Source organism: Pseudomonas sp. Rh2 (assembly GCF_040762985.1).
In the GTDB taxonomy this organism is placed as follows: Bacteria; Pseudomonadota; Gammaproteobacteria; order Pseudomonadales; family Pseudomonadaceae; genus Aquipseudomonas; species Aquipseudomonas taiwanensis.
Genome location: NZ_CP142890.1, coordinates 3,667,856 through 3,689,891, shown reverse-complemented (window position 1 = coordinate 3,689,891; position 22,036 = coordinate 3,667,856). Strand labels below are relative to the sequence as shown.

Sequence of the window (22,036 nt, the reverse complement as noted above, 5' to 3'; positions counted from 1 at the left end):
CGTCCCGCGCGCCTGCAGGAGCCGGCATTCGATCAAAATGCTTTGTGGCCTTCATCCAGCCGCTGGTCCACCAATGCCTTGCCATGGGCCAGTGACACATGCTGGGCGTTGTCCAGGTCGGCAAAGAACTTCATCGGCATCGAAATGCGTCGGCTGGTATGGCCTTCGGGATCTGTGATCAGGCATCCGGCCGCGTAGGGCAGGGGAGAGTCCGGGTGGGGCATCACGCTGGCGGTGATGGTGTGGTCGCGGTATTCACAGTGAAGGGTTTGCATCGTCCTTACCTCGCTGTGGCATGTGAAGCCGTTACCTTCATATACCACAGCAAGGTGCCGGGAGTTCCCGGCCCGACGAGCGCGAACCGACGAAAGATCAGTCCTTGAGTTCGGTCGGCTGGATGACTTCGACCCAGTAGCCATCGGGGTCCTTGACGAAGGCCAGGTGCTTCATGCGCCCGTCGCTCAGGCGCTTCTGGAACGGAACGTCCAGCGCTTCGAAGCGTTCGCAGGCTGCGCGCACGTCCGGCACCGAGATGCAGATGTGGCCAAAGCCGCGTGGGTCGGTGTTGCCGTTGTGGTAGGCGAACGCCGGGTCGCTCTCGGTGCCGTGGTTGTGGGTCAGCTCCAGAACGCCTGGAATCGACTTCATCCACTGGTGGCGTTCGGCATCGTCGGCTGGGATGTGCGCCGGGTCGACCAGGGCCAGGAAGTACAGGCTGAATTCGGCTTCCGGGAAGTCACGCTTGTCCACCAGGCTAAAGCCCAGGACGCGGGTGTAGAAGTCTAGGGACTTCTCGATGTCCTTGACCCGCAGCATGGTGTGGTTGAAGACGAAGTTGGCGGTAGCGGCGTCTGGCCGGGCGGTAACGCCAGGCAGCGAGTGCAGTTCGTGCAGGCTCATAGGTACTCCTGAGACGGGCTGGCGGCTAGGCACCAGCGAAAAACAGACAGGGTGTCATGATACGGCAGTGAACCGATTGCGCAAATGAAAGCGCCCTGCACGAGGCAGGGCGCTGGAATTAGAGGCCCGCATGTGCGGGCGCGTGATGGGGTCGCTAGTCCATTAGCTGTCTCGATACTGGGGGAGTCGATGTGAAAAAAGCGTGAAGGGCGCGTGGACGTTTCATCAGCGCACCCAACTTTCCACCGTGCTGGCGCCGTATTGCTCCTTCCAAGCCTTCAAGCCTCGGTGATTGCCGCCTTTGGTTTCGATCAGCTCGCCGGTATGCGGGTTTTCGTAGACTTTCACCACGCGGGGGCGGCGCTGCTGTTTCGGCGCTGCGCTCGAAACCCGGGTAACGGCTTTGGGGTCAAGGATGGCGATGATATCGCGCAGACTTTTGTCATAGCTTTTCATCAGGCCGACTAGTTTCTGCTCGAATTCGATTTCGCGTTTTAGGCCGGCATCCTTTTTCAGCGCCTCCAGTTGAGCCATCTGTTCCTGGAGCGCTTTTTCGGCAGCACGAAACTCTGCAAGTCTGGACACTGTTTTCACTCCTGTACGTCATTCGTGGCGGGGCGTGACGAACATGGGAGAAAGATAAACGCCGGCCACGTGGGTGGGTATCAGCTGTTCGCTGATAACGAGTGTAGCACCCGTTGCTAGTGGGTAAACCGCAAACTTTTTATAAGTAAGGTGGGAACTTTACACGTTTTTTGAACCGCGATCTTTAACGCTTTTGGCGTGCTCTGCGGGGCCTTTTAGACCATGGTCCAATGGTGCGTACCAGAGCGGTTACGTGACCATTTCAGATGATGGCCGCCCAATGTTTGGCCATTGCGCATTGCCGCGTCGCTTGTTGCTCGCGGATTGTTTTCGCCTTATTTCTGGATGTTCCCCCGCATGTTTGCCCCTTTTCCTCTCGCCCCCGGGCGCCGTGTTGCCGGCCTGTTTCTTCTGTGTGCCGGCGTCGATGCCCAGGCCGCCGGTTTTCTTGAAGACAGCAGTGCCAAGGTCGAAGCACGCAATGTCTACTTCAACCGGGATTTTCGCGATGGTCACAGCAGTTCCAGCCAGGGCGCTTCCAAGCGTGAAGAGTGGGCGCAAGGCTTCATCCTGAATGTGCAGTCCGGTTACACCCAAGGGCCGGTTGGTGTTGGCGTGGATGCGCTGGGCATGGTCGGCTTCAAGCTCGATTCCAGTCCGGCGGACAGCAACAGCGGATTGATGCCGTCCTCTGGCCACGACCCACGCCACTCTGCCGATCAGTATGCAAAGATGGGGCTCGCGGCCAAGGTCAAGGTATCCAATACCGTGCTCAAGTACGGCTCCATGATGCCCGATATGCCGTTGCTCAAGTACAACGATGGCCGTCTGCTTCCGACCCTGTTCCACGGCTTCATGCTGACTTCCGAAGAAGTGCGCGACCTGAAGTTCACCCTGGCCCGCCTAAACACTTACACCGCACGGGACTCTACCGACCGGCAGGATATCCGCGTGCATTGCAAGAACAAGCGTTATGCCTGCGATATCGAGGCCGACCACTTCGATCTGGCCGGTCTGGACTACCGTTTCAATGACCGGGTCACCGCTACCTACCAGGTGTCCAAGCTGGAAAACATCTATCGCCAGCACTTCCTCGGCGTAGTGGCCAACCAGCCCCTGTCGGTGGGCAGCCTGTCGGCCGACCTGCGGGTGATCAAGAGCGACGATATCGGCAATGCCCGCGCCGGCGAAATCGACCACCGCGCCTTCAGCGGCATGCTCGGCTACAGCCTGGGTGGACACAAGGTCAGCGCCGGCTGGCAGCGGATGTATGGCGAAAGCGCCATGCCGTACCTCGACGGCAGCAACCCCTACCTGGTCAACTACGCCCAGGTCAATGACTTCGCCGCCGCCCAGGAGCGGTCCTGGCAAGTGCGTTATGACTATGACTTCAAAGCCCTGGGTGTGCCCGGGCTGACGTTCTTCACCCGCTATATCAACGGTGACAGCATCAAGGTCCCAGGCAGCAATGCCGAGGGTAAGGAATGGGAGCGCGACACCGAGCTCAAATACCAGGTACAGCGCGGCACTTTCAAGGATGTCAGCGTCCGCCTGCGAAACTCCACCTATCGCAGCAACTACGAGAAGTGGGCGCGCGATATGGATGAGACACGGGTGATTGTGAGCTACAACTTCTCGCTCTGGTGATGTACGACGGGCCTGATGCTCTAGCGCTGTGTGAAAAGTCTTAAGACGAAGGTCAGGCAAGGCGAAAACAGCCGAGGAAGCTGAGTTTCCGGACATGAGCATTCCGGGGCTGTTTTCAACGCAGCATCACCGAGTATCAAGGCTTTTCGTACAGAGCCTAAGGCGTTTGTGGGCTGACCAATAGGTCGACATAGTAGATAGCCCGAAAAGTTTGCACTGCCTCCAGGCCTTGTTTTTCCACTACCATGAGGAAAACTCGGCGGAAAAGACGATGCATACACTCCTGCTGATTGGCATTGGGGCGGGTGATCCGCGCCAGGTGACGCTGCAGGCCATCGATGCGCTCAGACGCGCCAGTGTTTTCTTCGTGCTTGAAAAGGGCGCGGACAAAGATGAATTGGTGCAGTTGCGCAGGCGTGTCCTTGAGCAGCACGCTGCGGCCGGTAGTTATCGTCTGGTGTCGATGGATGACCCGCAGCGCGATGATCAAGCCACCGACTATGCCGCGGCTGTACAGGACTGGCATGAACAGCGTGCGCAGTTGTATGCCCGTACACTGCGCGACCAATTGCGCCCAGGTGATATCGGCGCGTTCCTGCTGTGGGGGGACCCGACCCTGTACGACAGCACCTTGCGCATCCTTGACCGGGTTCGCCAGCTCGGTGTGGCATTGTCGCTGGAAGTCATCCCCGGCATCAGCAGTGTTCAGGCTTTGGCGGCCAGCCACCAGATTCCGCTCAATCGTATCGGCGAGCCGTTGACAGTGCTGCCAGGCAGACGCCTGGCCGAACAGGCAAGGATCGACAACGTGGTGGTCATGCTCGATGGACAGTGCGCGTTCGCCACGCTCGATGACCCCGAACTGACGATTTATTGGGGGGCCTACTTGGGCACCGAGGATCAGCTGCTGATCGCGGGCCCGCTGCAGCAGGTCAAAGGGCAGATTGTGCGAGTGCGAGAACAAGCGCGCATGCGCAAGGGGTGGATCATGGACACCTATCTGCTGCGTCGGGAATGTTGAACAGGTGCCGCTTGGACGGCCACCTTGAATTCGAGGTCAGGGCGCGCCCAGAATCGCCATCACCTTGTCACGCAACTGATCGATGCTGAAGGGCTTGCCAATCAAGTGCATGCCCTCGGGCACGTCGACACTTTCGGCATAACCGCTGGCGAACAACACCGGCAGGGAGGGCCGGATCTTGCGGGCTTGTTTCGCCAGATCTTCGCCACGCATGTCCGGCAACCCGACATCGGTCATCAGTAGATCCAGCGGCTGACCGTCATCTTCAAGCACGCGCAGGGCTTCGGTGGCATCTGCCGCTTGAACGATGGTGTAGCCCATTTCGTCGAGCACTTCGACGATCAGCAAACGTACGATGTCGTCGTCTTCGACTACCAATAGGGGCATGGTTCAGGTCCTGTTGAGAGGGGAGTGTCTGTATATCTGTTCATCGGGCGATGATAGAAGTTCCCCCGAGGATACCGACCGACGCGATGGGAGGGAACGATTCGTGTTCGTCACCTTCAAATACTGGCTAAATGCCCTGCCAGACTGGGCAAAGCTGGTTAGACTCGCTGTAACTGGTGAGCAAAGTGGCTGGAGATAATGGAAACTGGCCGCTACACCGTTTCAATGGACTTTAATTTTTGCTCGGGCGTTATCTCATGACTCAGGCCGCCTCCATGGACCAGAAAAGTTTCCGCAAACTGTTGGCTCGTAACATCAGCCTGCCCTTGGGCGTAGGCCTGCTGGGCGCCGTGGCCTTCGTCACGGTGATCAACTACCTGCTGTCGGCCATGCAATGGGTGGAGCATACCGACCGAGTGATTGGCAATGCCAATGAAACGCTCAAGCTCTCGATCGACATGGAAACTGGAATGCGGGGTTTTCTGCTGACCGGTGAAGAACGTTTCCTCGATCCCTACGAGGTGGCCAAGCCACGCATTCTGGGTAGCCTGAAAAGTTTGCGCGAACTGGTCGGGGACAACGCGCAGCAGGTCGATCGCATCGACCGCTTGATCGCCCTGCAGCAGGCCTGGAACGAATTCGGCAGTGGAATGATCGCGTTGCGTCGCGATCAGGGCAATTACCAGGCCTTGATAGGCAGTGGTCGCGGCAAGCGCATCACTGACGAGATCCGTAGGGAGTTCGATGACCTGATTCTCACCGAACAGCAGTTGCGCTCGGCACGCAACGAAAAGGTCAGTACCGTCACGGTGACGGCCATATCCGCGTTCGTGCTGCTGATCGTCGGGCTCACTGCCTTGTTGGCCTACCTGGGCAGGCGTGACCTGCTTTCGCTGTCCACCAGTTACAACGATAACCTGCTGGCACAGCAGCGCTCGGCTGAACGCCTCGAACATCAGGCCTGGCTGCGCAACGGCCAGACCCAGTTGGCCGAGCAGGTGCTGGGGCAGTTGACCCTGCCGATGCTAGGCGACAATATCCTGCGCTTTTTCGCCAGGTACCTGGGCAGTGTGGTCGGTGCGGTGTACGTGCGAGACGAGCATGGGCGGCTGATCCGCGTGGCCAGCTACGGCCTGGATGCCGAGGAGCAGGCCCGCGAGCAGGTGCTGGGCGACAGTGAAGGGCTGATGGCCCAGGCAGTGCGTCAAGGGCGCTTGTTGCGCCTGGACAACTTGCCTGCCGATTACTACCGTCTCAGTTCCGGCTTGGGCAGCGGCCTGCCGCGCAGTGCGCTGCTGATGCCGACCAGCGATGATGGCCGGGTCAACGGCGTGATCGAGCTGGGCTTTTTGCGTCCGCTGCAAACGCGGGATGACGAGTTGCTCGATCGCGTCTGCGGCAACCTGGGCATCTCCATCGAAAGCGCCCGCTATCGTCAACGTTTGCAGGAGGTGCTGGCCGAGACTCAGCAGCTCAATGAAGAGTTGCAAGTCCAGCAGGAAGAGCTCAAGACCGCCAACGAAGAGCTTGAAGAGCAATCCCGCGTGCTCAAGGAGTCCCAGGCGTATCTGGAGACCCAGCAGGCGGAACTGGAACAGACCAACGAACAGCTGTCCGAGCGAACCGACGCGCTGAACCGCAAGAATGATGAACTGAACCAGGCCCAGCAGGAGCTTCAAGCCCGTGCCGATGATCTGCAGCGCTCGAGCAAGTACAAGTCCGAGTTCCTCGCCAACATGTCCCACGAGCTGCGTACGCCCCTCAACAGCTCGCTGATCCTGGCCAAGCTGCTGGCCGAGAACGGCGAGGGCAACCTCAGCGAAGAGCAGGTCAAGTTCGCCGAATCGATCTATTCGGCCGGCAACGATCTGTTGAACCTGATCAACGACATTCTCGACATCGCCAAGGTCGAGGCCGGCAAGTTGGAAGTCCGTCCCGAAACTACCCAGGTCGAGCGCCTGGTAGACGGCCTGAAAGGTATGTTCCTGCCGCTGGCCGAGAACAAAGGCCTCGCCTTTGCCGTGCGGGTTGAGCCGTCGGTTCCGGTCACCGTGTTCACCGACCGCCAGCGTCTGGAGCAGATCCTCAAGAACCTGCTGTCCAACGCCATCAAGTTCACCGATCACGGTCAGGTCAGCCTGGACATCAGCCACCAGGCGGGCACCGGCATCGTCTTCGCGGTGCGCGACAGCGGCATCGGCATTGCCGCCGATCAGCAAGAGGCGATCTTCGGCGCCTTCCACCAGGTCGATGGCAGCAGCAACCGGCGCTACGGTGGCACTGGCCTCGGTCTGTCGATTTCCCGCGACCTGGCGCATCTGCTGGGTGGGCAGATCAGCGTCGACAGCAGCCCAGGCCAGGGCAGTGTGTTCAGTCTGATCCTGCCTGAGCGCTATGAGGCCCAGGATCAGGTGATCGAGCCGCAAAGCCTGCGCCCGGCGGTGGATGCGCTGCCACCTGCGCCCCAGGTCAGCCAACCCAGCGCGCCGAAGCGCCCGAAACCGGCGTTCGACGATGACCGTGGACAAGCGCCGTTCGACAATCGTTGCATCCTGGTGATCGAGGATGAGCCGAACTTCGCCCGCATCCTCTTCGACCTGGCGCACGAGCTCGGATACAGCTGCCTGGTGGCCCAGGGGGCCGATGAAGGCTTCGAGCTCGCGGTGCAGTACATCCCCGATGCCATCCTGCTGGACATGCGGCTGCCTGACCACTCCGGCCTTACCGTGCTGCAGCGTCTCAAGGAACAGGCCATGACCCGGCACATTCCGGTGCATATCATCTCGGTGGAAGACCGGGTCGAGGCGGCCATGCACATGGGCGCGGTGGGGTATGCGGTCAAGCCCACCAGCCGTGATGAACTCAAGGAGGTGTTCGCCCGCCTGGAAGCCAAGCTGACCCAGAAGCTCAAGCACATCCTGCTGGTCGAGGACGATGACCTGCAGCGCGAGAGCATTGCCCGGTTGATCGGCGACGACGATGTCGAGATCACCGCCGTGGCCATGGCGCAGGAAGCGCTGGAGCTGTTGCGCGAGAACATCTACGACTGCATGATCATCGACCTGAAGCTGCCGGACATGCAAGGTAACGAGTTGCTCAAACGCATGACCGCCGAGGACATCCGTAGTTTCCCGCCAGTGATCGTCTATACCGGACGCAACCTCACGCGCGAGGAAGAAGCCGACCTGCTCAAGTACTCGCGCTCGATCATTATCAAGGGCGCGCGTTCTCCGGAACGTCTGCTGGACGAAGTGACGCTGTTCCTGCACAAAGTCGAGTCGCAGTTGTCACATGAACGCCAGCGCATGCTCAAGACTGCCCGCAGCCGCGACAGAGTCTTCGAGGGGCGCAAGCTGTTGCTGGTGGACGACGATATGCGCAACATTTTCGCGTTGACCAGTGCCCTGGAGCACAAGGGCGCGATCGTCGAGATCGGCCGCAACGGGCGTGAGGCCATCGAGCGCCTGGAGCAGCACGACGACATCGACCTGGTGCTGATGGACGTGATGATGCCGGAAATGGACGGCTTTGAAGCCACCCGGCTGATTCGCCAGCAGCCGCGTTGGCGTAAGCTGCCGATCATCGCCGTGACCGCCAAGGCCATGAAGGATGACCAGCAGCGTTGCCTGCAGGCGGGTGCAAACGACTACCTGGCCAAACCGATCGACCTGGACCGACTGTTCTCGCTGATTCGTGTCTGGCTGCCGCAACTGGAGCGAATTTGACTAGCGAACGCAACACCGATATCGAGATCCGGCTGCTGATCGAGGCGATCTACCTCAAGTACAGCTATGACTTTCGCAATTACTCCGGCGCTTCCATCAAGCGCCGGGTCCTCCATGCGCTGCGCCAGTTCGAGTGCATGACCGTATCGGCGCTGCAGGAGCGGGTGCTGCACGACCCCGGCATGTTCATGCAGTTGCTGCAGTACCTGACGATCCCTGTCAGCGAGATGTTTCGCGACCCCGAGCACTTCCTGGCCTTGCGCAACGAAGTAGTGCCGCTGCTGCGCACCTGGCCTTCGATCAAGGTGTGGATCGCCGGTTGCAGCACAGGCGAGGAGGTTTACTCCATGGCCATCCTGCTGCGCGAGGAGGGCCTGCTCGACCGCACCATCCTGTATGCCACCGATATCAACCCGCACTCGCTAGAGAAGGCCAAGCAGGGCATCTACTCGATCAAGAGCATGCGCGAGTACGAAGCGAACTACCGCCTGGCCGGTGGGCGCCGGGATTTTTCCGAGTACTACACCGCAGCCTATGGCAACGCCATCATGGACAGTAGCCTGCGCGAGAACGTGACGTTCGCCGACCACAGCCTGGCCACCGACAGCGTGTTCTCGGAAACCCAGCTGGTGTCATGTCGCAACGTCCTGATCTACTTCAACAAGCAATTGCAGGACCGGGCCCTGGGCCTGTTTCATGAGTCCTTGTGTCACCGGGGGTTCCTGTTGCTCGGCAGCAAGGAATCGGTGGACTTTTCGGCTTACAGCGACCGGTTCGAGCCGCTGGTCAAGCCCGAACGGATCTACCGTAAATCATGAAGGGCGTACAAGCGGTGGTCATGGGGGCCTCGGCGGGAGGTGTCACGGCGCTGTTGCAGGTGCTTGGCGCACTGCCGAAAAACTTCGCCATACCCATTTTGTGCGTGCTGCACCTGCCGGGTGACCGCCACAGTCACTTGGCTGAAGTGTTGCAACGACGATTGCAGCGGCCGGTGCATGAGGCTTGCGACAAGCAGACCATCCGCCCCGGCCAGATCTATGTCGCCGGGCCCGGTTACCATCTGTCGATCGAACGTGACCTGAGCCTGTCGCTGAGCCAGGAAGCCCCGGTGCATTTCTCGCGGCCGGCGATAGATTTTTTGTTCATGTCGGCAGCTGATGCCTTTGGTGCCGGGCTGCTCGGCGTGTTGCTCACCGGCGCCAACGAAGATGGCGCCGAAGGGCTTGCCTACATCAAACAATCCGGAGGCCGGACCGTGGTCCAGGACCCCGATGACGCACAGGTGGCGTTGATGCCGGAAGCCGCACTGGCTTTGCATCGCCCGGACCTGATTCTTCCTTTGAGCGGTATCGAGCAGTTGCTCGCCAACCTGGAACCCAGCGCATGTCAAGCAACATCATCGCCAAACTGCTGATCGTCGACGACCTGCCGGAAAACCTGCTGGCCCTCGAAGCCCTGATCCAGGGCGACGATCGTGAAGTGCACCAGGCCCGTTCGGCTGAAGCGGCGCTGTCGCTGCTGCTGGAGCACGAATTCGCCCTGGCGATTCTCGATGTGCAGATGCCGGGCATGAATGGCTTCGAACTGGCCGAGCTGATGCGCGGCACCGACAAGACCCGCAACATCCCCATCGTGTTCGTCAGCGCCGCGGGTCGTGAACTGAACTACGCGTTCAAGGGTTATGAAAGCGGTGCCGTGGATTTCCTGCACAAACCGCTCGATACCCTGGCGGTCAAGAGCAAGGTCTCGGTCTTCGTCGACCTGTTCCGCCAACGCAAGGTCCTCGACCGCCAGTTGCAGGCCCTCGAGCGCAGCCGCCAGGAGCAGGAGGTGCTGCTGGCCCAGCTGCAAACTGCCCGGGTAGAGCTGGAGCGGGCGGTGCGCATGCGCGACGACTTCATGTCGATCGTTTCCCATGAAGTGCGCACCCCGCTCAATGGCCTGATCCTCGAAACCCAGTTGCGCAAGATGCACCTGGCGCGAGGCAAGCTCGAAGCGTTTACCGCCGACAAGCTGCAGGCTATGGTCGAGCGCGACGAGCGGCAGATCAACAGTCTGATCCGGCTGATCGAAGACATGCTCGATGTGTCGCGCATTCGCACCGGCAAACTGTCGCTGCGGCCCAAACCGTTCGACCTGAGCCAGTTGGTGCGTGGGTTGGTCGAAAACTTCGCGGCCCAGGCCGCTGCCCTGGACACTCACATCGAACTGCTGCGCTGCGAGCCCCTGCAGGGCGAGTGGGACGAATTTCGGATTGAGCAAGTGGTGGCCAACCTGTTGTCCAACGCATTGCGTTATGGTGAGCGGCGCCCCGTGCAGGTGCGCGTCTACGCCCAGGACGGCATGGCCTGGGTGCAGGTACAGGACCAGGGTATCGGCGTCAGTGCGGACAACCAGCAGCGGATTTTCCACCAGTTCGAGCGGGTTGCCGCGCATCAGGCCAGTGGTGGGTTGGGCTTGGGACTGTACATTTCCGAGCAGATCGTCCAGGCCCATGGCGGGCGGATCCTGGTCGAAAGCGAGGAAGGCCAGGGTGCCACCTTCAGTGTGCAATTGCCGCTGGCGCGTACGACCGAACAAAACGACCCGCTGCGGGCAACCTCTGCCTGAGCCAGGGGTCAGAAGGCCAACTTAAAGAATTTCAAGGCGTTGTCATGAGTGAAGATGCACAAGATGTGGTACTGATCGTCGAGGACGAACCGGCGATTCGCATGATCCTGCGCGACTACCTGGCAGGCGAGGGTTACCACGTGCTGGTGGCCGAGGATGGTGAGCAAGCGTTCGCCATTCTGGCGAGCAAACCGCACCTGGACCTGATGGTGACCGATTTTCGCCTGCCGGGCGGCATCTCCGGCGTTGAGATCGCCGAGCCTGCGGTGAAGTTGCGACCGGACTTGAAGGTGATCTTCATCAGCGGCTACCCGGCGGAGATTCTCGAATCAGGAAGCCCGATCGCGCGCAAGGCGCCGATCCTGGCCAAACCGTTCGACCTGGATACGCTGCGCGAGCAGATCCAAGCGCTTTTGCGCTGATGCGACGGGCCTCTGCGCAGAGAAACCCGCTCTCACCAGGGCTGTGGCAGCTCTGTGGGCGCGCGTTCACCCGCGAAGAGACCCGCACGTAACTCAAAAACAGCAGCCTAGGGTCTGTATGAAGAGTCTTGAGACGAAGGTCAGGCAAGGTGAAAACAGCCGAGGAAGCGGAGTTTACGGGTTGTAAATGAGCATTCCGAGGCTGTTTTCAACGCAGCATCACCGAGTTTCAAGGCTTTTCGTACAGCGCTTAGCGCAATGTGCGCTCTATCCCCCCCACCAGCAGGTCCTCCATCAACCCCAGCCCTTGCTCCTGTGGCAATGCCTGCAAAAGTGCTGGCAACTGGTTGAGCAAGGTCGCCAGCACGTGGGCCGTCGCCGCCAGGGCGTCCCCCGACAGCGTTGCCCGAGGCGCAATCAAGCGCAGCAAACCCGACTCGTAGCGCTTGCGCAGCACGTTCAAGCGCGCCTGTTGCGCCTCGCTCAGGCAACAGAAATCGCGTTCGGCCAGGCGAAACTGCATGGGCCGCTGCACATGCAGCTCCCAGTGCGCGGCAATCAGGCACGACAGCGCCGATGCTCCCCGGGCCATGGCCCGACGGCCCAGGTCCAGCGTCGCCTGCAGTTCCTCGTACAACTCCTCGATCAAGTCGTACAGCAGGTCCTGCTTGCTGGGAAAGTGATGGTACAGCGAGCCTGCGGTCAGCCCCACGTGCGCCGCCAGTTCGCGCATGCTGACCTGCCCGAAGCCTTTCTCGGCAAACAGTGCCATGGCCCTGTCACGCCGCTCTTCAAAGTTGCTACAGCGCATTTCGGCAGTGACAGGTGGCATGGCATTCGCTCCTCAGTAAGTGAAGAAGCCACGACCGCTCTTGCGCCCCAGCCAACCGGCCGCGACCATTTCCTTGAGCAGCGGAGCAGGGCGGTACTTGCTGTCGTTGAAGCCCTCGTGGAAGGCCTCCATGATCGCCAGCAGGGTATCCAGGCCAATCAAGTCGGCCAGCGCCAGCGGACCGATCGGCTGGTTGCAGCCCAGGCGCATACCGGTGTCGATGTCCTCGGCACTGGCCAGGCCTTCCTGGCGCACGAAAATCGCCTCATTGATCATCGGCACCAGAATGCGGTTGACCACGAAACCTGGGCGGTTACCTGCGGTGATCGGCGTCTTGCCAAGCTTCTCGGTGACTACCAGGGCCTGCGCATAGGTGCTGTCGCTGGTCTGCAGGCCACGAATGATCTCTACCAGCGCCATCATCGGCACCGGGTTGAAGAAGTGCACGCCGATGAAGCGTTCCGGGTGCTCGATGCACGCGGCCAGCTGGGTGACCGAGAGCGATGAGGTGTTGGTGGCGATCAGGCAATCGGCAGCCACATTGGCAGCCACCTGCTGCAGGATGCGTTGCTTGAGCTGCAAGTTCTCGGTGGCGGCCTCGATCACCAGTTGTACACCGCTCAACTGAGCGTAGTCGGTGCTGGTGCGGATACGCGTTTTCGCCCCCTGGGCCTGGTCGGCGGTCAAGGTACCTTTGTTGACCTGGCGTTCGAGGTTCTTGCTCAGGGTCGCCACACCGCGTTCCAGCGCTGCGTCGGAAACGTCCACCAGTAGCACCTGGTAGCCCGCCACTGCGCAAACCTGGGCAATGCCATTGCCCATGGTGCCAGCGCCGATCACGGCGATTCGTTCAATGCTCATGTTCCTGGCTCCCTCAGACGCGTTCGAAGACGATGGCGATACCCTGGCCGCCGCCGATGCACATGGTCGTCAGGGCATAGCGGCCCTGGATGCGATGCAACTCATGGATGGCCTTGGTGGCAATGATTGCCCCGGTGGCGCCGACGGGGTGGCCAAGCGAGATACCTGAGCCGTTCGGGTTGACCTTTTCCGGGTCGAAGTCCAGCGCACGCGCCACGGCACAGGCCTGGGCGGCGAAGGCTTCGTTGGACTCGATCACGTCCAGGTCGCTGACGTTCAGGCCGGCTTTTTCCAGGACCTTGCGGGTGGCTGGGATTGGGCCCAGGCCCATCAGCTCTGGCTCGACGCCTGCATGGGCATACGCCACCAGGCGCGCCAGCGGCTTGAGGCCCAGGCGCCGTACCGCCTCGCCGGAAGCCAGGACCAGGCCGGCAGCACCGTCGTTGATGCCACTGGCGTTGCCAGCGGTGACGGTACCGTCTTTCTTGAACACCGGCTTCATACCGGCCAGTTGCTCGGCAGTTACATCGCCGCGCACATGCTCGTCCACGCTGAACTGCACGCTGCCTTTGCGCGTTTTCAGCTCCAGCGGGACGATCTGGCTGGCGAAACGGCCTTCGGCGATGGCACGCGCTGCGCGGCGCTGGCTGGTCAGGGCCAGTTCGTCCTGCATTTCGCGGGTGATGCCGTGCTTGGCCGAGACGTTTTCGGCGGTGATGCCCATGTGGAAGTGCTCGAAGGGATCGCGCAGCACACCAACGGTGTAGTCGATGCCTTGCAGGTCGCCCATGCGTGCGCCCCAGCGGGCCTGAGGCAGCAGGTACGGTCCACGGCTCATCGACTCGGCGCCCGCGGCCACAGCGACGTCGGCATCGCCCAGCAGCAGGCACTGGGCCGCCGAGACGATGGCTTGCAGGCCGGAGCCGCACAGGCGGTTGACGTTGAACGCGGGGGTCTCCTTGGGAAGGCCCGCGTTCAGCGCAGCCACTCGGCTGAGGTAGGCATCACGTGCCTCGGTCGGAATGACGTTGGCCATCACCAAATGGCCGATCTGGTCGGCGGCCACGCCCGAGCGCTCGATCGCGGCGCGGGTCACGGCGGTGGCCAGGTCGGCCAGCGGCAGGTCCTTGAGGGATCCGCCAAAGCCACCGATGGCTGAACGGACGGCACTGACGACGTAGATTTCTGCGCTGCTCATAGGGGCTCCGATTGCGAAGGCATGGCGGGACCGGGCCAGGCTCTGCGAGAATGGCCGGTGATCCGTCGGTTAGGTCCGAGTCTAGGCAAAGGCCGGGCTTGAGCCTATGCCGGAACTGTTCAGTCAACCTGGCATTTTTTGCCACTCAGCATAGACAGCGAAAAACGCCATGCGCGAGAGCGATTCGGTCGCGGTGTACTTTCTCAATGCCATGCTTCATGCCTTGCGTGATCGCCCCGATGAACGCGATGCGCGTCTGCGTGCCGTGGGCATCGACCCGGCGCTGCTCGGGCAACCCCAGGCGCGGGTGCCGGCCAAGGCTTTCGCGCAGCTGTGGCTAGAGCTGATTCAACTGCTCGACGATGAGTTTTTCCGTCTCGACAGCCACGGCATGCCGCTGGGCAGTTTTGCCCTGATCTGCCGTGGGCTGATCCAGGAACCGAACCTGGAAAAGGCCTTGCGCCAGTGCATGGCCAATTTCAGTCTGTTCCTGCGTGACCTGCACGGCAGCCTGACGGTACGCGGCGGCCGGGCGGTGATCAGCGTACAGTCGAGCATCGTCGACCCTTTGACCCGGGTGTACGCCGAGGAAACCTACCTGGTGCTGATGATCGGTCTGTCGTGCTGGCTGGCCGGTCAGCGCATTGCCATCGACCGAACCGAGCTCTCGGTGGCGCGCCCGGCCCAGGAAGATGACCTGTTGCTGTGGGGGCCGGACCTGCGCCTGGGCAGCGGCCGTACCGAAGTGGAGTTCGACAGCGCCTGGTTGCGTCTGCCGGTGGTACAGGACCTGGCCGGTCTCAAGACCTTTCTGCGCAGTGCGCCCCAGGGGCTGGTGATTCGCTTTCGCAACCAGAATGGCCTGGTGGCCGAGGTGTACCGTCACCTGCGCGCGCGGGGATACGGGCAATGGCCGACATTGGCAGCGCTGGCCGATCAGCAAGGCATTAGTGCCAGCACCTTCCGTCGACAACTGGAACGCGAAGGGCGCTCGTACCAGCAGATCAAGGACGAGGTACGTCGCGCCATGGCTTTCGAGCGCCTACGCGACGGCACCTTGAGCATTGCCGAAATTGCCGAGCAGGCCGGTTTTCAAGAGCCCAGTGCGTTCCACCGGGCGTTCAAGAAGTGGACGGGGCAGAGCCCGGGTACCTACCGGGCGCGCTTGGCGGTAGCCAGAACCGAGTGATCAGGCCGGCACCATCGCAAAGCCAACACCGAAGCGGTTCCAGGCATTGATGGTGGCGATCGCCAGCGTCAGGTTGGCCACTTCCTCGGCTTCGAAGTGTTCGAACAGCGCGTCGTATTCCGCCTGCGGTGCGCCGTGTTCGGCGAGGCGGGTCAGGCTTTCTACCCAGGCCAGTGCTGCACGTTCGCGTGGCGTGAAGTAACGGGTTTCGCGCCATACGCTCAAGGTTTGCAGGCGTGCTTCGGTTTCGCCGGCCATGCGCGCGTCATTGGCGTGCATGTTCACGCAGTAGGCGCAGCCGTTGATCTGCGATGCGCGCAGGCGCACCAGCTCCAGCAGTGAGTTTTCCAGGCCACTGTTGGCCAGGGCCTGCTCCAGGCCGACCATGGCTTTGTAGGCCTGCGGGGCGTGCTTGGCCCATTCGATGCGCGCTTGCATGACAGTCTCCGTATTCAAGTGTGAAGGGGTGTGGACATGCAGCTACCTTAGCCGTGCCCGTGCGCTCACCCGATAGCCAATCCCGCGCTTTCAAGGGAGGCCAATGGCCCCATTCGGGTAGCCACTGGCAGGCATCCAATCTCTTCATTTCAGCCGGCAAGCGTCTGCCGGGATAATGACCGGGTCTTGCATCAGGAGTACGTGTCCATGCCCGAAGAACGTTACATGCGCGAAGCCCTTGAGCTGGCTCGTGCCAATATCCAGGCCGGCGGCCGGCCCTTCGGCGCCGTGCTGGTGTACCAGGGCAAGGTCGTGGCCCGTGCGGTCAACGAGATCCACTGCACCCAGGACCCCACCGCCCATGCCGAAATGCAGGCCATTCGCCAGGCGGCCAAGGCCTTGGGGCAAGCGCGCCTGGACGGTGCGCAGATCTATGCCAGCGGCCATCCGTGCCCAATGTGCCTGGCCGCCATGCACCTGTGTGGCATCGAGCGTGCCTGGTTCGCCTATGACAATGACGAAGGCGAGCCCTATGGACTGTCCACGGCGGCTGTCTATGCCCAGATGGCCCGGCCCCCGCAGCAGCAATGTCTGCCGCTTCGCCCCTTCAAGCCCTCGGGTGAGGCCGGCCTCTATCAACAATGGAAGCAGGCCAGCACACAATGAGAGGTGCACTGAACGTGTTGCTGGTGGTGCTGCTGGCGTTGAACCTGCGGCCCATCCTTACCAGTATCGGCCCGTTGCTCGAACCGATGCGCGAAAGCACGGGCCTGGGCTACCAACAGGCTGCGTTGCTGACCGCGTTGCCGGTGCTGTGCATGGGACTGGTGCCATTGCTGCAACCTTGGCTGCGGCGTTGGCTCAGTGAGCACGGTGGCATGCTGGTCGGGCTGTCGGCCATTGCCTTGGCCTGCCTGTGGCGTCTGCAACTGGACAGCGCCGCCGCGTTGGTCGCCAGTGCGGTGCTTGCCGGGCTAGGCGTGGCCGTGGTCCAGGGCATGATGCCGGGGCTGGTGAACCGCTGGTTCCCCAGCCGCCTGGCGGCAACCATGGGGTTGTACTCGGCGGCGCTGATGAGTGGAGGAGGGCTGGCGGCGGTGTTCGGGCCGCATCTGAGTGAGTACTTCGGGCGCTGGCAGGCAGGCCTTGGGTTGTGGGCGATTCCCGCGGTGCTGGCGGCACTCGCCTGGGGGTCGCTGCGCCCCCGCCAGGCTGTACCGAAACGGTCCAGTACCGCCGGCGGGCACTGGTTCAGCAACCGTCGGGCCTGGTTGCTGGCGCTGTACTTCGGACTGATCAATGGTGGCTATACCAGCATGGTCGCTTGGCTGCCGGCCTACCACCTGGAGCACGGTGGCACGGCTCAGGGCGGTGGTGACCTGGTCGGGTTGATGACCCTCTTCCAGGTTGCCGGTGCCTTGGGACTGCCATTGCTATTGCGGCGTTGGCTCGATCGTCGCCCAGGGCTGTGGATGGCCTTGTCGATCCAATTGGTCGGTTTTCTGGGGTTGTTGCTGGCGCCGACGCAGGCCATGGGGGCCTGGGTGGCGATGATCGGCTTCGGCCTGGGTGCATGCTTCAGCCTGAGCCTGACCTTGACCCTGGAGCACCTGAAGACTCCGGCCGAGGCGGGCAGCCTGGCAGCCTTCGTGCAGGGGATCGGTTTCATCATCACCGGCATCGTGCCCTACATCACCGGTTGGTTGCGTGATGTGAGCGGTGACTTCCAGGCGTCCTGGTCGTTGCTGGCGCTCACTGTGCTGGCGATGCTGCTGGTCACCCTGTGTTTTGCCCCGCGCGGCTATTCGGTCGCAATCGCCCGAGCGCAGCGGGTCGACCGGGCGCCTGCGGTCAACTGAGTCGTTGCAGGGTATCGACCACCCGGTCCAGGGCCGGGTCGATGTCCAGCAGCTCGATCGCACCGAAGCCCATCAACAAGCCAGGGCGCACCGGGACTTCGTGGTAGAAGGGGGCCAGTGAGTAAAGGCCTACTTCGACCTTGCGGGCCAGGTTGGCCAGAAGCTCCACATCGACCTGCGGCTGCGCCAGCGCACTCAGGTGAAAACCAGCACTGGCGGGCACGGCCCGGAACCATGGGGCCAGGTCGCCTTCCAGGCGTGACAGGATCCGTTCGCGGCGGGCGCTGTAGATGTCGTGGCAGCGGCGTATGTGCTTGTTCAGGTGTCCTTCGCTGATAAAGCGTGCCAATGCCCACTGCAGCAGCGTGGGGCTGTGCCAGTCGGTCAGGTGCTTGGCCACGCAGGCCGCCTGCAGTACTGCGGCCGGTAGCACCGCGTAGCCCAGGCGCAGCTCGGGCAGCAAGGTTTTCGAGAAGGTCCCGACATAGGCCACCAGACCGTGTCGGTCGAGGCGCTGCAGGGCGTCCGACGCCGGTCCGTGGTAACGGAATTCGCAGTCATAGTCGTCCTCGATGATCAGTGCACCCAGCTCTGCGGCGCGGGCCAGCAAAGCCTGACGGCGGCCTTCGCTCATCGGCATGCCCAACGGAAACTGATGCGAAGGGGTGACGTAGATCAGCCGCGTGCCTTGGGCGATCTGCTCGACGCACATGCCTTGGTCGTCCACCGGTACCGATTGCAGGCGGGCACCCAGGGCCAGGAACAGTTGCCGTGCGGGTGGGTAGCCGGGGTCTTCCATGGCCACCTGGCAGCCGGGTTCGATCAGCACGCGGGCAATCAGGTCCAGTGCTTGCTGGGCGCCGTTGCAGACCAGCACATCCGCCGCGCTGCAGTGCACGCCGCGGGCGTAGGCGATGTGGTGGGCAATGGCTTCGCGCAGCTCTGGCAGCCCCTGGGCCGGGAATTGCCGCTCGGGATGGCGCTGGCTGCGACGCAACGCGTAGTTCAGGCAACTGCGCCACTGGTCGAAGGGAAACTGCGCCTTGGTCGAGGCGCCGCCAACGAAGTCATAGCGCGAGGGCGCTTGCAGCGTGCGCCTGGCTAGCACCGTGGCCCGCTGCTGCCAGCGTTGCAGCGAGTCGGCGGCGGCCAGGGGAATGGCCTGCGTATCGCTCACGCTCACCGGTTGCCGTGGGGTGATGAAGGTGCCGCGACCTACTACACCGCTGAGCAAGTTGTCGTAGGTCAGACGGGAATAGGCCTCGGCCACGGTCTTGCGCGAAACCCCCAGTTGTTCGGCCAGCAGCCGGGAGGGGGAGCTGGGTGCCCGCGGCCAGGTGGCCACTGTCGATACCGGCACGCAGTTGTCGATAGAGCTGGTCGGCCAAGCCTTTGCGGCCGTCCAGGCGGATGTGCAATTCCATGGTGGGGGTCCGCAGCGCAGAATTGCTCAGGATAGCGGATACCGCTGGTCAACGTGCACCCCGAGATCGCTGTTACAGGGCATGGCAGCGCCACCGTGCGGGTTACCTAGTGTGGTATTTCTGAAACACCACACTAGAATCGAGCCGTGCTCACGGTGATGTACCTTTTGTCCGGCAGGGCGATGCGGATCACCGTCTCGTCAGCCGGTGCCTTGCGCTTCTGTTTGATGCGCACCCCTTCCACGGCGACGGCGCTCATGCGGTGGCTGATGGCGCGGCCACTGGCATCGAAGAACACTTCACTGGCCAGTAGCTCGATCTGTTCGACCAGTTGCCGGGTGCGTTCATCGGTCGAGCAGAAGAACAGCACGCCGGACAGGTGCGGGTCGTCATCAGGGTTGCTGATGTCGTGGTCCAGCAGTTCGCGCAGGGCGCTGCGCAGTTCGGCGGTGGTGCGCAGGTGTTTCAGCATGGGGAACCTCCTCGGATCGCGAGCGGGGTCGGGCCGCCAGTTCCTTGCGGCCCTTTTGTCATCCAGTGCCGATCATGTTTTCGCCGGGTGGCTGCGACAAGTAAGGCACATCCGTTCTGTCCGTGGGAAATTTCCGAATTTATCGCTATTGGCGCCATCGGTCAGGCTGGTACCGCCCTATGGCACTGCGGCACAATGTCTCGCTAAATCGCATTGCCGAGGCGTCCCGATGAACAGCCATTTTCAAGCCGTCGACCTGAACAAGGCTTATCGCCTGCTCAATCATGGGCCGACCGTGCTGGTGTCCGCGCACCATGCGGGCGTGGAAAACGTCATGGCTGCTGCCTGGGCCTGTGCGTTGGACTTCGACCCACCCAAGGTCACGGTGGTGCTCGACAGGACGGCCCGCACCCGGCAATTGGTAGAAGGCAGTGGCTGGTTCGCGATCCAGGTGCCGACGGCTGCTCAGGCTGAGCTGACCCACGAAGTCGGCACGCGCAGCCTGTTCGACCACCCCGACAAGCTGGCCAGCATTGGCGTCGAGTTGGCCCATGTCCAGGGCTACGCGCCACCCTTGGTGCAGGGCTGCTCGGCCTGGTTGATGTGCCGGGTGATCGACGAGCCGCACAACCAGAACACCTATGACCTGTTCATCGGTGAAGTGGTGGCAGCCTGGGCGGACGATCGGGTGTTCCGTGATGGGCACTGGGCCTATGAGCATGCCGACCCGCAGTGGCGCAGCCTGCATTACGTGGCGGGTGGGCATTTCTACGCAATCGGTGAGCCGGTGGTGGTGCCGGACTGACGTCTGGCTTCTGGCAACGACGCCGTCACAATGCAGCGGCCCCGGCCTTGGCCACTTCGGCATCTTGCTCGGACTTGACCCCGGACACACCGATGGCGCCCACCACTTGGCCGTCGATCCTCAGCGGTATGCCGCCTTCCAGGCTGGTGAGCAAGGGCGCGGTGACGAATGCGGTGCGCCCACCGTTGACCATTTGCTCGTAATCGCGGCTTTCCTTGCGTCCCAGCGCCGAGGTGCGGGCCTTTTCAACGGCGATGTAGGCGCTGGCCGGGGCGCAGCCGTCCATGCGTTCCAGGGCCAATGGGTGGCCGCCATCATCGACCACGGCGATCGTCACGTTCCACTGGTTGGCCTGTGCGTGTTGCCGGGCGGCGCTGAGCAGGCGATGGACTTCGGCCTGGCCGATCACGGGCTTGCTATGCATGGTTGGTCTCCGGGTTCAGGGCTGCTTCGACGATTTCGATCCAATGGCGCACGGTTGTGCGCCCGGCGCCGTCGAGGTGGGTCTGGCAACCGATGTTGGCGGTGGCGATGATCTGCGGCTTGCCGCTTTCCAGGGCGTCCAGGCGGTTGTCGCGCAGCTGTTGCGACAATGCCGGCTGGGTCAGCGAGTAGGTGCCAGCCGAGCCACAGCACAAATGGCCGTCCGGCACTGCAGTGAGGGAGAAACCCAGGCGTGTCAGCAGGCGCTCCACCGCGCCGCCGAGCTTGAGGGCATGCTGCAGGGTGCACGGGCAATGGAAGGCCAGACGCTGTTCGGTGCACAGGCCCAGTTGCTCGACCGGCTCGTCGCGCAGGATCTCCACCAGATCGCGTGACAGGTCGCTGACCCGTCTGGCCTTGGCGGCGTAGCGTGGGTCTTTTTCCAGCAGGTGACCGTAGTCGCGCACGAACGCGCCGCAGCCGCTGGCGGTTTGTACGATGGCTTCGGCGCCTGCTTCGATGGCCGGCCACCAGGCATCGATGTTGCGTCGTGCGCGTTCCAGGCCGCGTTCCTGGGCGTTGAGGTGATAATCCACGGCGCCGCAACAGCCGGCTTCGAACGCCGGCTCGACGCTGATACCCAAGCGGTCCAGCAGTCTTGCCGCGGCCGCGTTGGTGTTGGGCGACAGCGCGGGTTGTACGCAGCCTTCGAGCAGCAACACCCGGCGGGCATGGCGTGGTGCCGGGCGCTTGCCTGGATCGGCGACATGCACCGGCAGCTTATGCCTGAGTGTGGCCGGCAACAGCGGCCGCAACACCTGGCCGGTGCAGCTCAGGGCCTTGAACAGGGCCGGCCGAGGCACCACCGCCCGCAAACCCTGGCGCAGCAGGCGCTGGCCGAGGGGGCGCGGCACTTGCTGCTCGACCACGGCGCGGCCAATGTCCAGCAGATCGTGGTACTTCACCCCCGAGGGGCAGGTGGTTTCGCAGTTGCGGCACGTCAGGCAGCGGTCCAGGTGCTCTTGGGTGCTGGCGGTGACTGGCGCGCCTTCGAGCACCTGCTTGATCAGGTAGATACGTCCGCGCGGGCCGTCCAGTTCGTCGCCAAGCAGTTGGTAGGTGGGGCAGGTGGCGGTGCAGAAACCACAGTGCACGCAGGCGCGCAGGATGCTTTCGGCCTCTTCGGCGCGGGCCAGGCGCTTGGATGTTTCGCTCAGGTTGGTTTGCATGGCGTGGCC

At 62.4% G+C, this 22,036-nt stretch carries 22 protein-coding genes and 1 pseudogene; 11 read left to right on the top strand and 12 right to left on the bottom strand.

The window, feature by feature from the left end:
- Positions 1-32: 32 nt before the first annotated feature.
- The 3 genes from VXM67_RS16705 to VXM67_RS16695 form a co-directional block, all read right to left on the bottom strand.
- Positions 33-275 carry a hypothetical protein gene (locus tag VXM67_RS16705; RefSeq protein WP_104881577.1) on the bottom strand — a complete coding sequence of 81 codons (243 nt, stop codon included), beginning with the start codon at positions 273-275 and terminating at the stop codon, positions 33-35.
- 97 nt (positions 276-372) lie between these two features.
- The gene (gloA, locus tag VXM67_RS16700) at positions 373-900 is read right to left on the bottom strand and encodes a lactoylglutathione lyase (RefSeq protein ID WP_027907095.1); all 528 of its coding nucleotides are present in this window, start codon (positions 898-900) and stop codon (positions 373-375) included.
- A gap of 225 nt (positions 901-1,125) precedes the next feature.
- The gene (locus tag VXM67_RS16695) at positions 1,126-1,485 is read right to left on the bottom strand and encodes a histone-like nucleoid-structuring protein, MvaT/MvaU family (RefSeq protein WP_023381150.1); all 360 of its coding nucleotides are present in this window, start codon (positions 1,483-1,485) and stop codon (positions 1,126-1,128) included.
- Positions 1,486-1,842: 357 nt separating this feature from the next.
- Here VXM67_RS16695 and VXM67_RS16690 point away from each other — a divergent pair, with 357 nt between their 5' ends.
- Together VXM67_RS16690 and cobF are read left to right on the top strand one after the other, a co-directional pair.
- Positions 1,843-3,132 carry an OprD family porin gene (locus tag VXM67_RS16690; RefSeq protein ID WP_023381149.1) on the top strand — a complete coding sequence of 430 codons (1,290 nt, stop codon included), beginning with the start codon at positions 1,843-1,845 and terminating at the stop codon, positions 3,130-3,132.
- 271 nt (positions 3,133-3,403) lie between these two features.
- Positions 3,404-4,153 carry a precorrin-6A synthase (deacetylating) gene (gene cobF / locus VXM67_RS16685; protein ID WP_104881579.1) on the top strand — a complete coding sequence of 250 codons (750 nt, stop codon included), beginning with the start codon at positions 3,404-3,406 and terminating at the stop codon, positions 4,151-4,153.
- A gap of 36 nt (positions 4,154-4,189) precedes the next feature.
- Here the strand turns inward: cobF and VXM67_RS16680 are convergent, their stop codons facing one another.
- A complete protein-coding gene (locus VXM67_RS16680) occupies positions 4,190-4,540 on the bottom strand; it encodes a response regulator (RefSeq protein ID WP_023381147.1) in 351 nt (116 codons plus the stop codon).
- A 257-nt stretch (positions 4,541-4,797) separates the two neighbouring features.
- Between VXM67_RS16680 and VXM67_RS16675 the strand changes: the two genes are divergently transcribed.
- From VXM67_RS16675 to VXM67_RS16655, 5 genes are read left to right on the top strand one after another with little or no spacing between them, the layout of a single operon-like run.
- Positions 4,798-8,265 carry a response regulator gene (locus tag VXM67_RS16675; protein WP_367237174.1) on the top strand — a complete coding sequence of 1,156 codons (3,468 nt, stop codon included), beginning with the start codon at positions 4,798-4,800 and terminating at the stop codon, positions 8,263-8,265.
- Positions 8,262-9,083 (top strand): protein-glutamate O-methyltransferase CheR, encoded by an 822-nt coding sequence (locus VXM67_RS16670; RefSeq protein WP_023381145.1) that lies wholly within the window; start codon positions 8,262-8,264, stop codon positions 9,081-9,083. Before VXM67_RS16675 ends, VXM67_RS16670 begins: the two co-directional genes overlap by 4 nt.
- The gene (locus VXM67_RS16665; RefSeq protein WP_104883557.1) at positions 9,080-9,679 is read left to right on the top strand and encodes a chemotaxis protein CheB; all 600 of its coding nucleotides are present in this window, start codon (positions 9,080-9,082) and stop codon (positions 9,677-9,679) included. Before VXM67_RS16670 ends, VXM67_RS16665 begins: the two co-directional genes overlap by 4 nt.
- Positions 9,649-10,875, top strand: a complete 1,227-nt coding sequence (locus tag VXM67_RS16660; protein WP_023381143.1) for a hybrid sensor histidine kinase/response regulator — start codon at positions 9,649-9,651, stop codon at positions 10,873-10,875. The genes VXM67_RS16665 and VXM67_RS16660 overlap by 31 nt, the downstream gene beginning before the upstream one ends.
- Positions 10,876-10,919: 44 nt before the next feature.
- The gene (locus tag VXM67_RS16655; protein WP_023381142.1) at positions 10,920-11,297 is read left to right on the top strand and encodes a response regulator; all 378 of its coding nucleotides are present in this window, start codon (positions 10,920-10,922) and stop codon (positions 11,295-11,297) included.
- A gap of 250 nt (positions 11,298-11,547) precedes the next feature.
- Here VXM67_RS16655 and VXM67_RS16650 read toward each other — a convergent pair whose 3' ends face one another.
- The 3 genes from VXM67_RS16650 to VXM67_RS16640 are packed head-to-tail and all read right to left on the bottom strand — an operon-like array spanning position 11,548 to position 14,188.
- Positions 11,548-12,129 (bottom strand): TetR/AcrR family transcriptional regulator, encoded by a 582-nt coding sequence (locus VXM67_RS16650; RefSeq protein WP_023381141.1) that lies wholly within the window; start codon positions 12,127-12,129, stop codon positions 11,548-11,550.
- A 12-nt stretch (positions 12,130-12,141) separates the two neighbouring features.
- Positions 12,142-12,990, bottom strand: a complete 849-nt coding sequence (locus VXM67_RS16645; protein WP_023381140.1) for a 3-hydroxybutyryl-CoA dehydrogenase — start codon at positions 12,988-12,990, stop codon at positions 12,142-12,144.
- A gap of 13 nt (positions 12,991-13,003) precedes the next feature.
- A complete protein-coding gene (locus tag VXM67_RS16640; RefSeq protein WP_367237173.1) occupies positions 13,004-14,188 on the bottom strand; it encodes an acetyl-CoA C-acyltransferase family protein in 1,185 nt (394 codons plus the stop codon).
- Between the two features lie 169 nt (positions 14,189-14,357).
- Here VXM67_RS16640 and VXM67_RS16635 point away from each other — a divergent pair, with 169 nt between their 5' ends.
- A complete protein-coding gene (locus VXM67_RS16635) occupies positions 14,358-15,377 on the top strand; it encodes an AraC family transcriptional regulator (protein ID WP_023381138.1) in 1,020 nt (339 codons plus the stop codon).
- Here VXM67_RS16635 and VXM67_RS16630 read toward each other — a convergent pair whose 3' ends face one another.
- Complete coding sequence (locus VXM67_RS16630; protein ID WP_023381137.1) at positions 15,378-15,815, bottom strand: carboxymuconolactone decarboxylase family protein; 438 nt, start codon at positions 15,813-15,815, stop codon at positions 15,378-15,380.
- Between the two features lie 207 nt (positions 15,816-16,022).
- On the opposite strand from VXM67_RS16630, the gene VXM67_RS16625 reads away from it, so the two are divergent.
- On the top strand, positions 16,023-16,481 hold the full coding sequence (locus VXM67_RS16625; protein ID WP_023381136.1) for a nucleoside deaminase: 459 nt from the start codon (positions 16,023-16,025) through the stop codon (positions 16,479-16,481).
- On the top strand, positions 16,478-17,674 hold the full coding sequence (locus VXM67_RS16620) for a CynX/NimT family MFS transporter (protein ID WP_023381135.1): 1,197 nt from the start codon (positions 16,478-16,480) through the stop codon (positions 17,672-17,674). Before VXM67_RS16625 ends, VXM67_RS16620 begins: the two co-directional genes overlap by 4 nt.
- Here the strand turns inward: VXM67_RS16620 and VXM67_RS16615 are convergent.
- Both VXM67_RS16615 and VXM67_RS16610 read right to left on the bottom strand, forming a co-directional pair.
- Positions 17,667-19,098: pseudogene (locus VXM67_RS16615) on the bottom strand (PLP-dependent aminotransferase family protein). The gene VXM67_RS16620 and the pseudogene VXM67_RS16615 sit on opposite strands and share 8 nt — an antisense overlap.
- Positions 19,099-19,231: 133 nt before the next feature.
- A complete protein-coding gene (locus VXM67_RS16610) occupies positions 19,232-19,570 on the bottom strand; it encodes a hypothetical protein (protein ID WP_023381133.1) in 339 nt (112 codons plus the stop codon).
- 229 nt (positions 19,571-19,799) lie between these two features.
- On the opposite strand from VXM67_RS16610, the gene VXM67_RS16605 reads away from it, so the two are divergent.
- Positions 19,800-20,375, top strand: a complete 576-nt coding sequence (locus VXM67_RS16605; RefSeq protein ID WP_367237172.1) for a flavin reductase family protein — start codon at positions 19,800-19,802, stop codon at positions 20,373-20,375.
- A 25-nt stretch (positions 20,376-20,400) separates the two neighbouring features.
- On the opposite strand, the gene VXM67_RS16600 is transcribed toward VXM67_RS16605, so the two are convergent.
- Both VXM67_RS16600 and glcF read right to left on the bottom strand, forming a co-directional pair.
- A complete protein-coding gene (locus VXM67_RS16600; protein ID WP_023381131.1) occupies positions 20,401-20,799 on the bottom strand; it encodes a heme-binding protein in 399 nt (132 codons plus the stop codon).
- Positions 20,792-22,027: a glycolate oxidase subunit GlcF gene (gene glcF, locus VXM67_RS16595; RefSeq protein ID WP_023381130.1), complete on the bottom strand. Its 1,236-nt coding sequence runs from the start codon at positions 22,025-22,027 to the stop codon at positions 20,792-20,794. Before glcF ends, VXM67_RS16600 begins: the two co-directional genes overlap by 8 nt.
- Positions 22,028-22,036 lie beyond the last annotated feature (9 nt).

Excerpts from the sequence above, each read along its gene's own strand:
- VXM67_RS16705 (WP_104881577.1), bottom strand. The coding sequence starts at position 275 with ATGCAAACCCTTCACTGTGAATACCGCGACCACACCATCACCGCCAGC.
- gloA (WP_027907095.1), bottom strand. The coding sequence starts at position 900 with ATGAGCCTGCACGAACTGCACTCGCTGCCTGGCGTTACCGCCCGGCCA.
- VXM67_RS16690 (WP_023381149.1), top strand. The coding sequence starts at position 1,843 with ATGTTTGCCCCTTTTCCTCTCGCCCCCGGGCGCCGTGTTGCCGGCCTG.
- cobF (WP_104881579.1), top strand. The coding sequence starts at position 3,404 with ATGCATACACTCCTGCTGATTGGCATTGGGGCGGGTGATCCGCGCCAG.
- VXM67_RS16680 (WP_023381147.1), bottom strand. The coding sequence starts at position 4,540 with ATGCCCCTATTGGTAGTCGAAGACGACGACATCGTACGTTTGCTGATC.
- VXM67_RS16675 (WP_367237174.1), top strand. The coding sequence starts at position 4,798 with ATGACTCAGGCCGCCTCCATGGACCAGAAAAGTTTCCGCAAACTGTTG.
- VXM67_RS16665 (WP_104883557.1), top strand. The coding sequence starts at position 9,080 with ATGAAGGGCGTACAAGCGGTGGTCATGGGGGCCTCGGCGGGAGGTGTC.
- VXM67_RS16660 (WP_023381143.1), top strand. The coding sequence starts at position 9,649 with ATGTCAAGCAACATCATCGCCAAACTGCTGATCGTCGACGACCTGCCG.
- VXM67_RS16655 (WP_023381142.1), top strand. The coding sequence starts at position 10,920 with ATGAGTGAAGATGCACAAGATGTGGTACTGATCGTCGAGGACGAACCG.
- VXM67_RS16650 (WP_023381141.1), bottom strand. The coding sequence starts at position 12,129 with ATGCCACCTGTCACTGCCGAAATGCGCTGTAGCAACTTTGAAGAGCGG.
- VXM67_RS16645 (WP_023381140.1), bottom strand. The coding sequence starts at position 12,990 with ATGAGCATTGAACGAATCGCCGTGATCGGCGCTGGCACCATGGGCAAT.
- VXM67_RS16640 (WP_367237173.1), bottom strand. The coding sequence starts at position 14,188 with ATGAGCAGCGCAGAAATCTACGTCGTCAGTGCCGTCCGTTCAGCCATC.
- VXM67_RS16635 (WP_023381138.1), top strand. The coding sequence starts at position 14,358 with ATGCGCGAGAGCGATTCGGTCGCGGTGTACTTTCTCAATGCCATGCTT.
- VXM67_RS16630 (WP_023381137.1), bottom strand. The coding sequence starts at position 15,815 with ATGCAAGCGCGCATCGAATGGGCCAAGCACGCCCCGCAGGCCTACAAA.
- VXM67_RS16625 (WP_023381136.1), top strand. The coding sequence starts at position 16,023 with ATGCCCGAAGAACGTTACATGCGCGAAGCCCTTGAGCTGGCTCGTGCC.
- VXM67_RS16620 (WP_023381135.1), top strand. The coding sequence starts at position 16,478 with ATGAGAGGTGCACTGAACGTGTTGCTGGTGGTGCTGCTGGCGTTGAAC.
- VXM67_RS16610 (WP_023381133.1), bottom strand. The coding sequence starts at position 19,570 with ATGCTGAAACACCTGCGCACCACCGCCGAACTGCGCAGCGCCCTGCGC.
- VXM67_RS16605 (WP_367237172.1), top strand. The coding sequence starts at position 19,800 with ATGAACAGCCATTTTCAAGCCGTCGACCTGAACAAGGCTTATCGCCTG.
- VXM67_RS16600 (WP_023381131.1), bottom strand. The coding sequence starts at position 20,799 with ATGCATAGCAAGCCCGTGATCGGCCAGGCCGAAGTCCATCGCCTGCTC.
- glcF (WP_023381130.1), bottom strand. The coding sequence starts at position 22,027 with ATGCAAACCAACCTGAGCGAAACATCCAAGCGCCTGGCCCGCGCCGAA.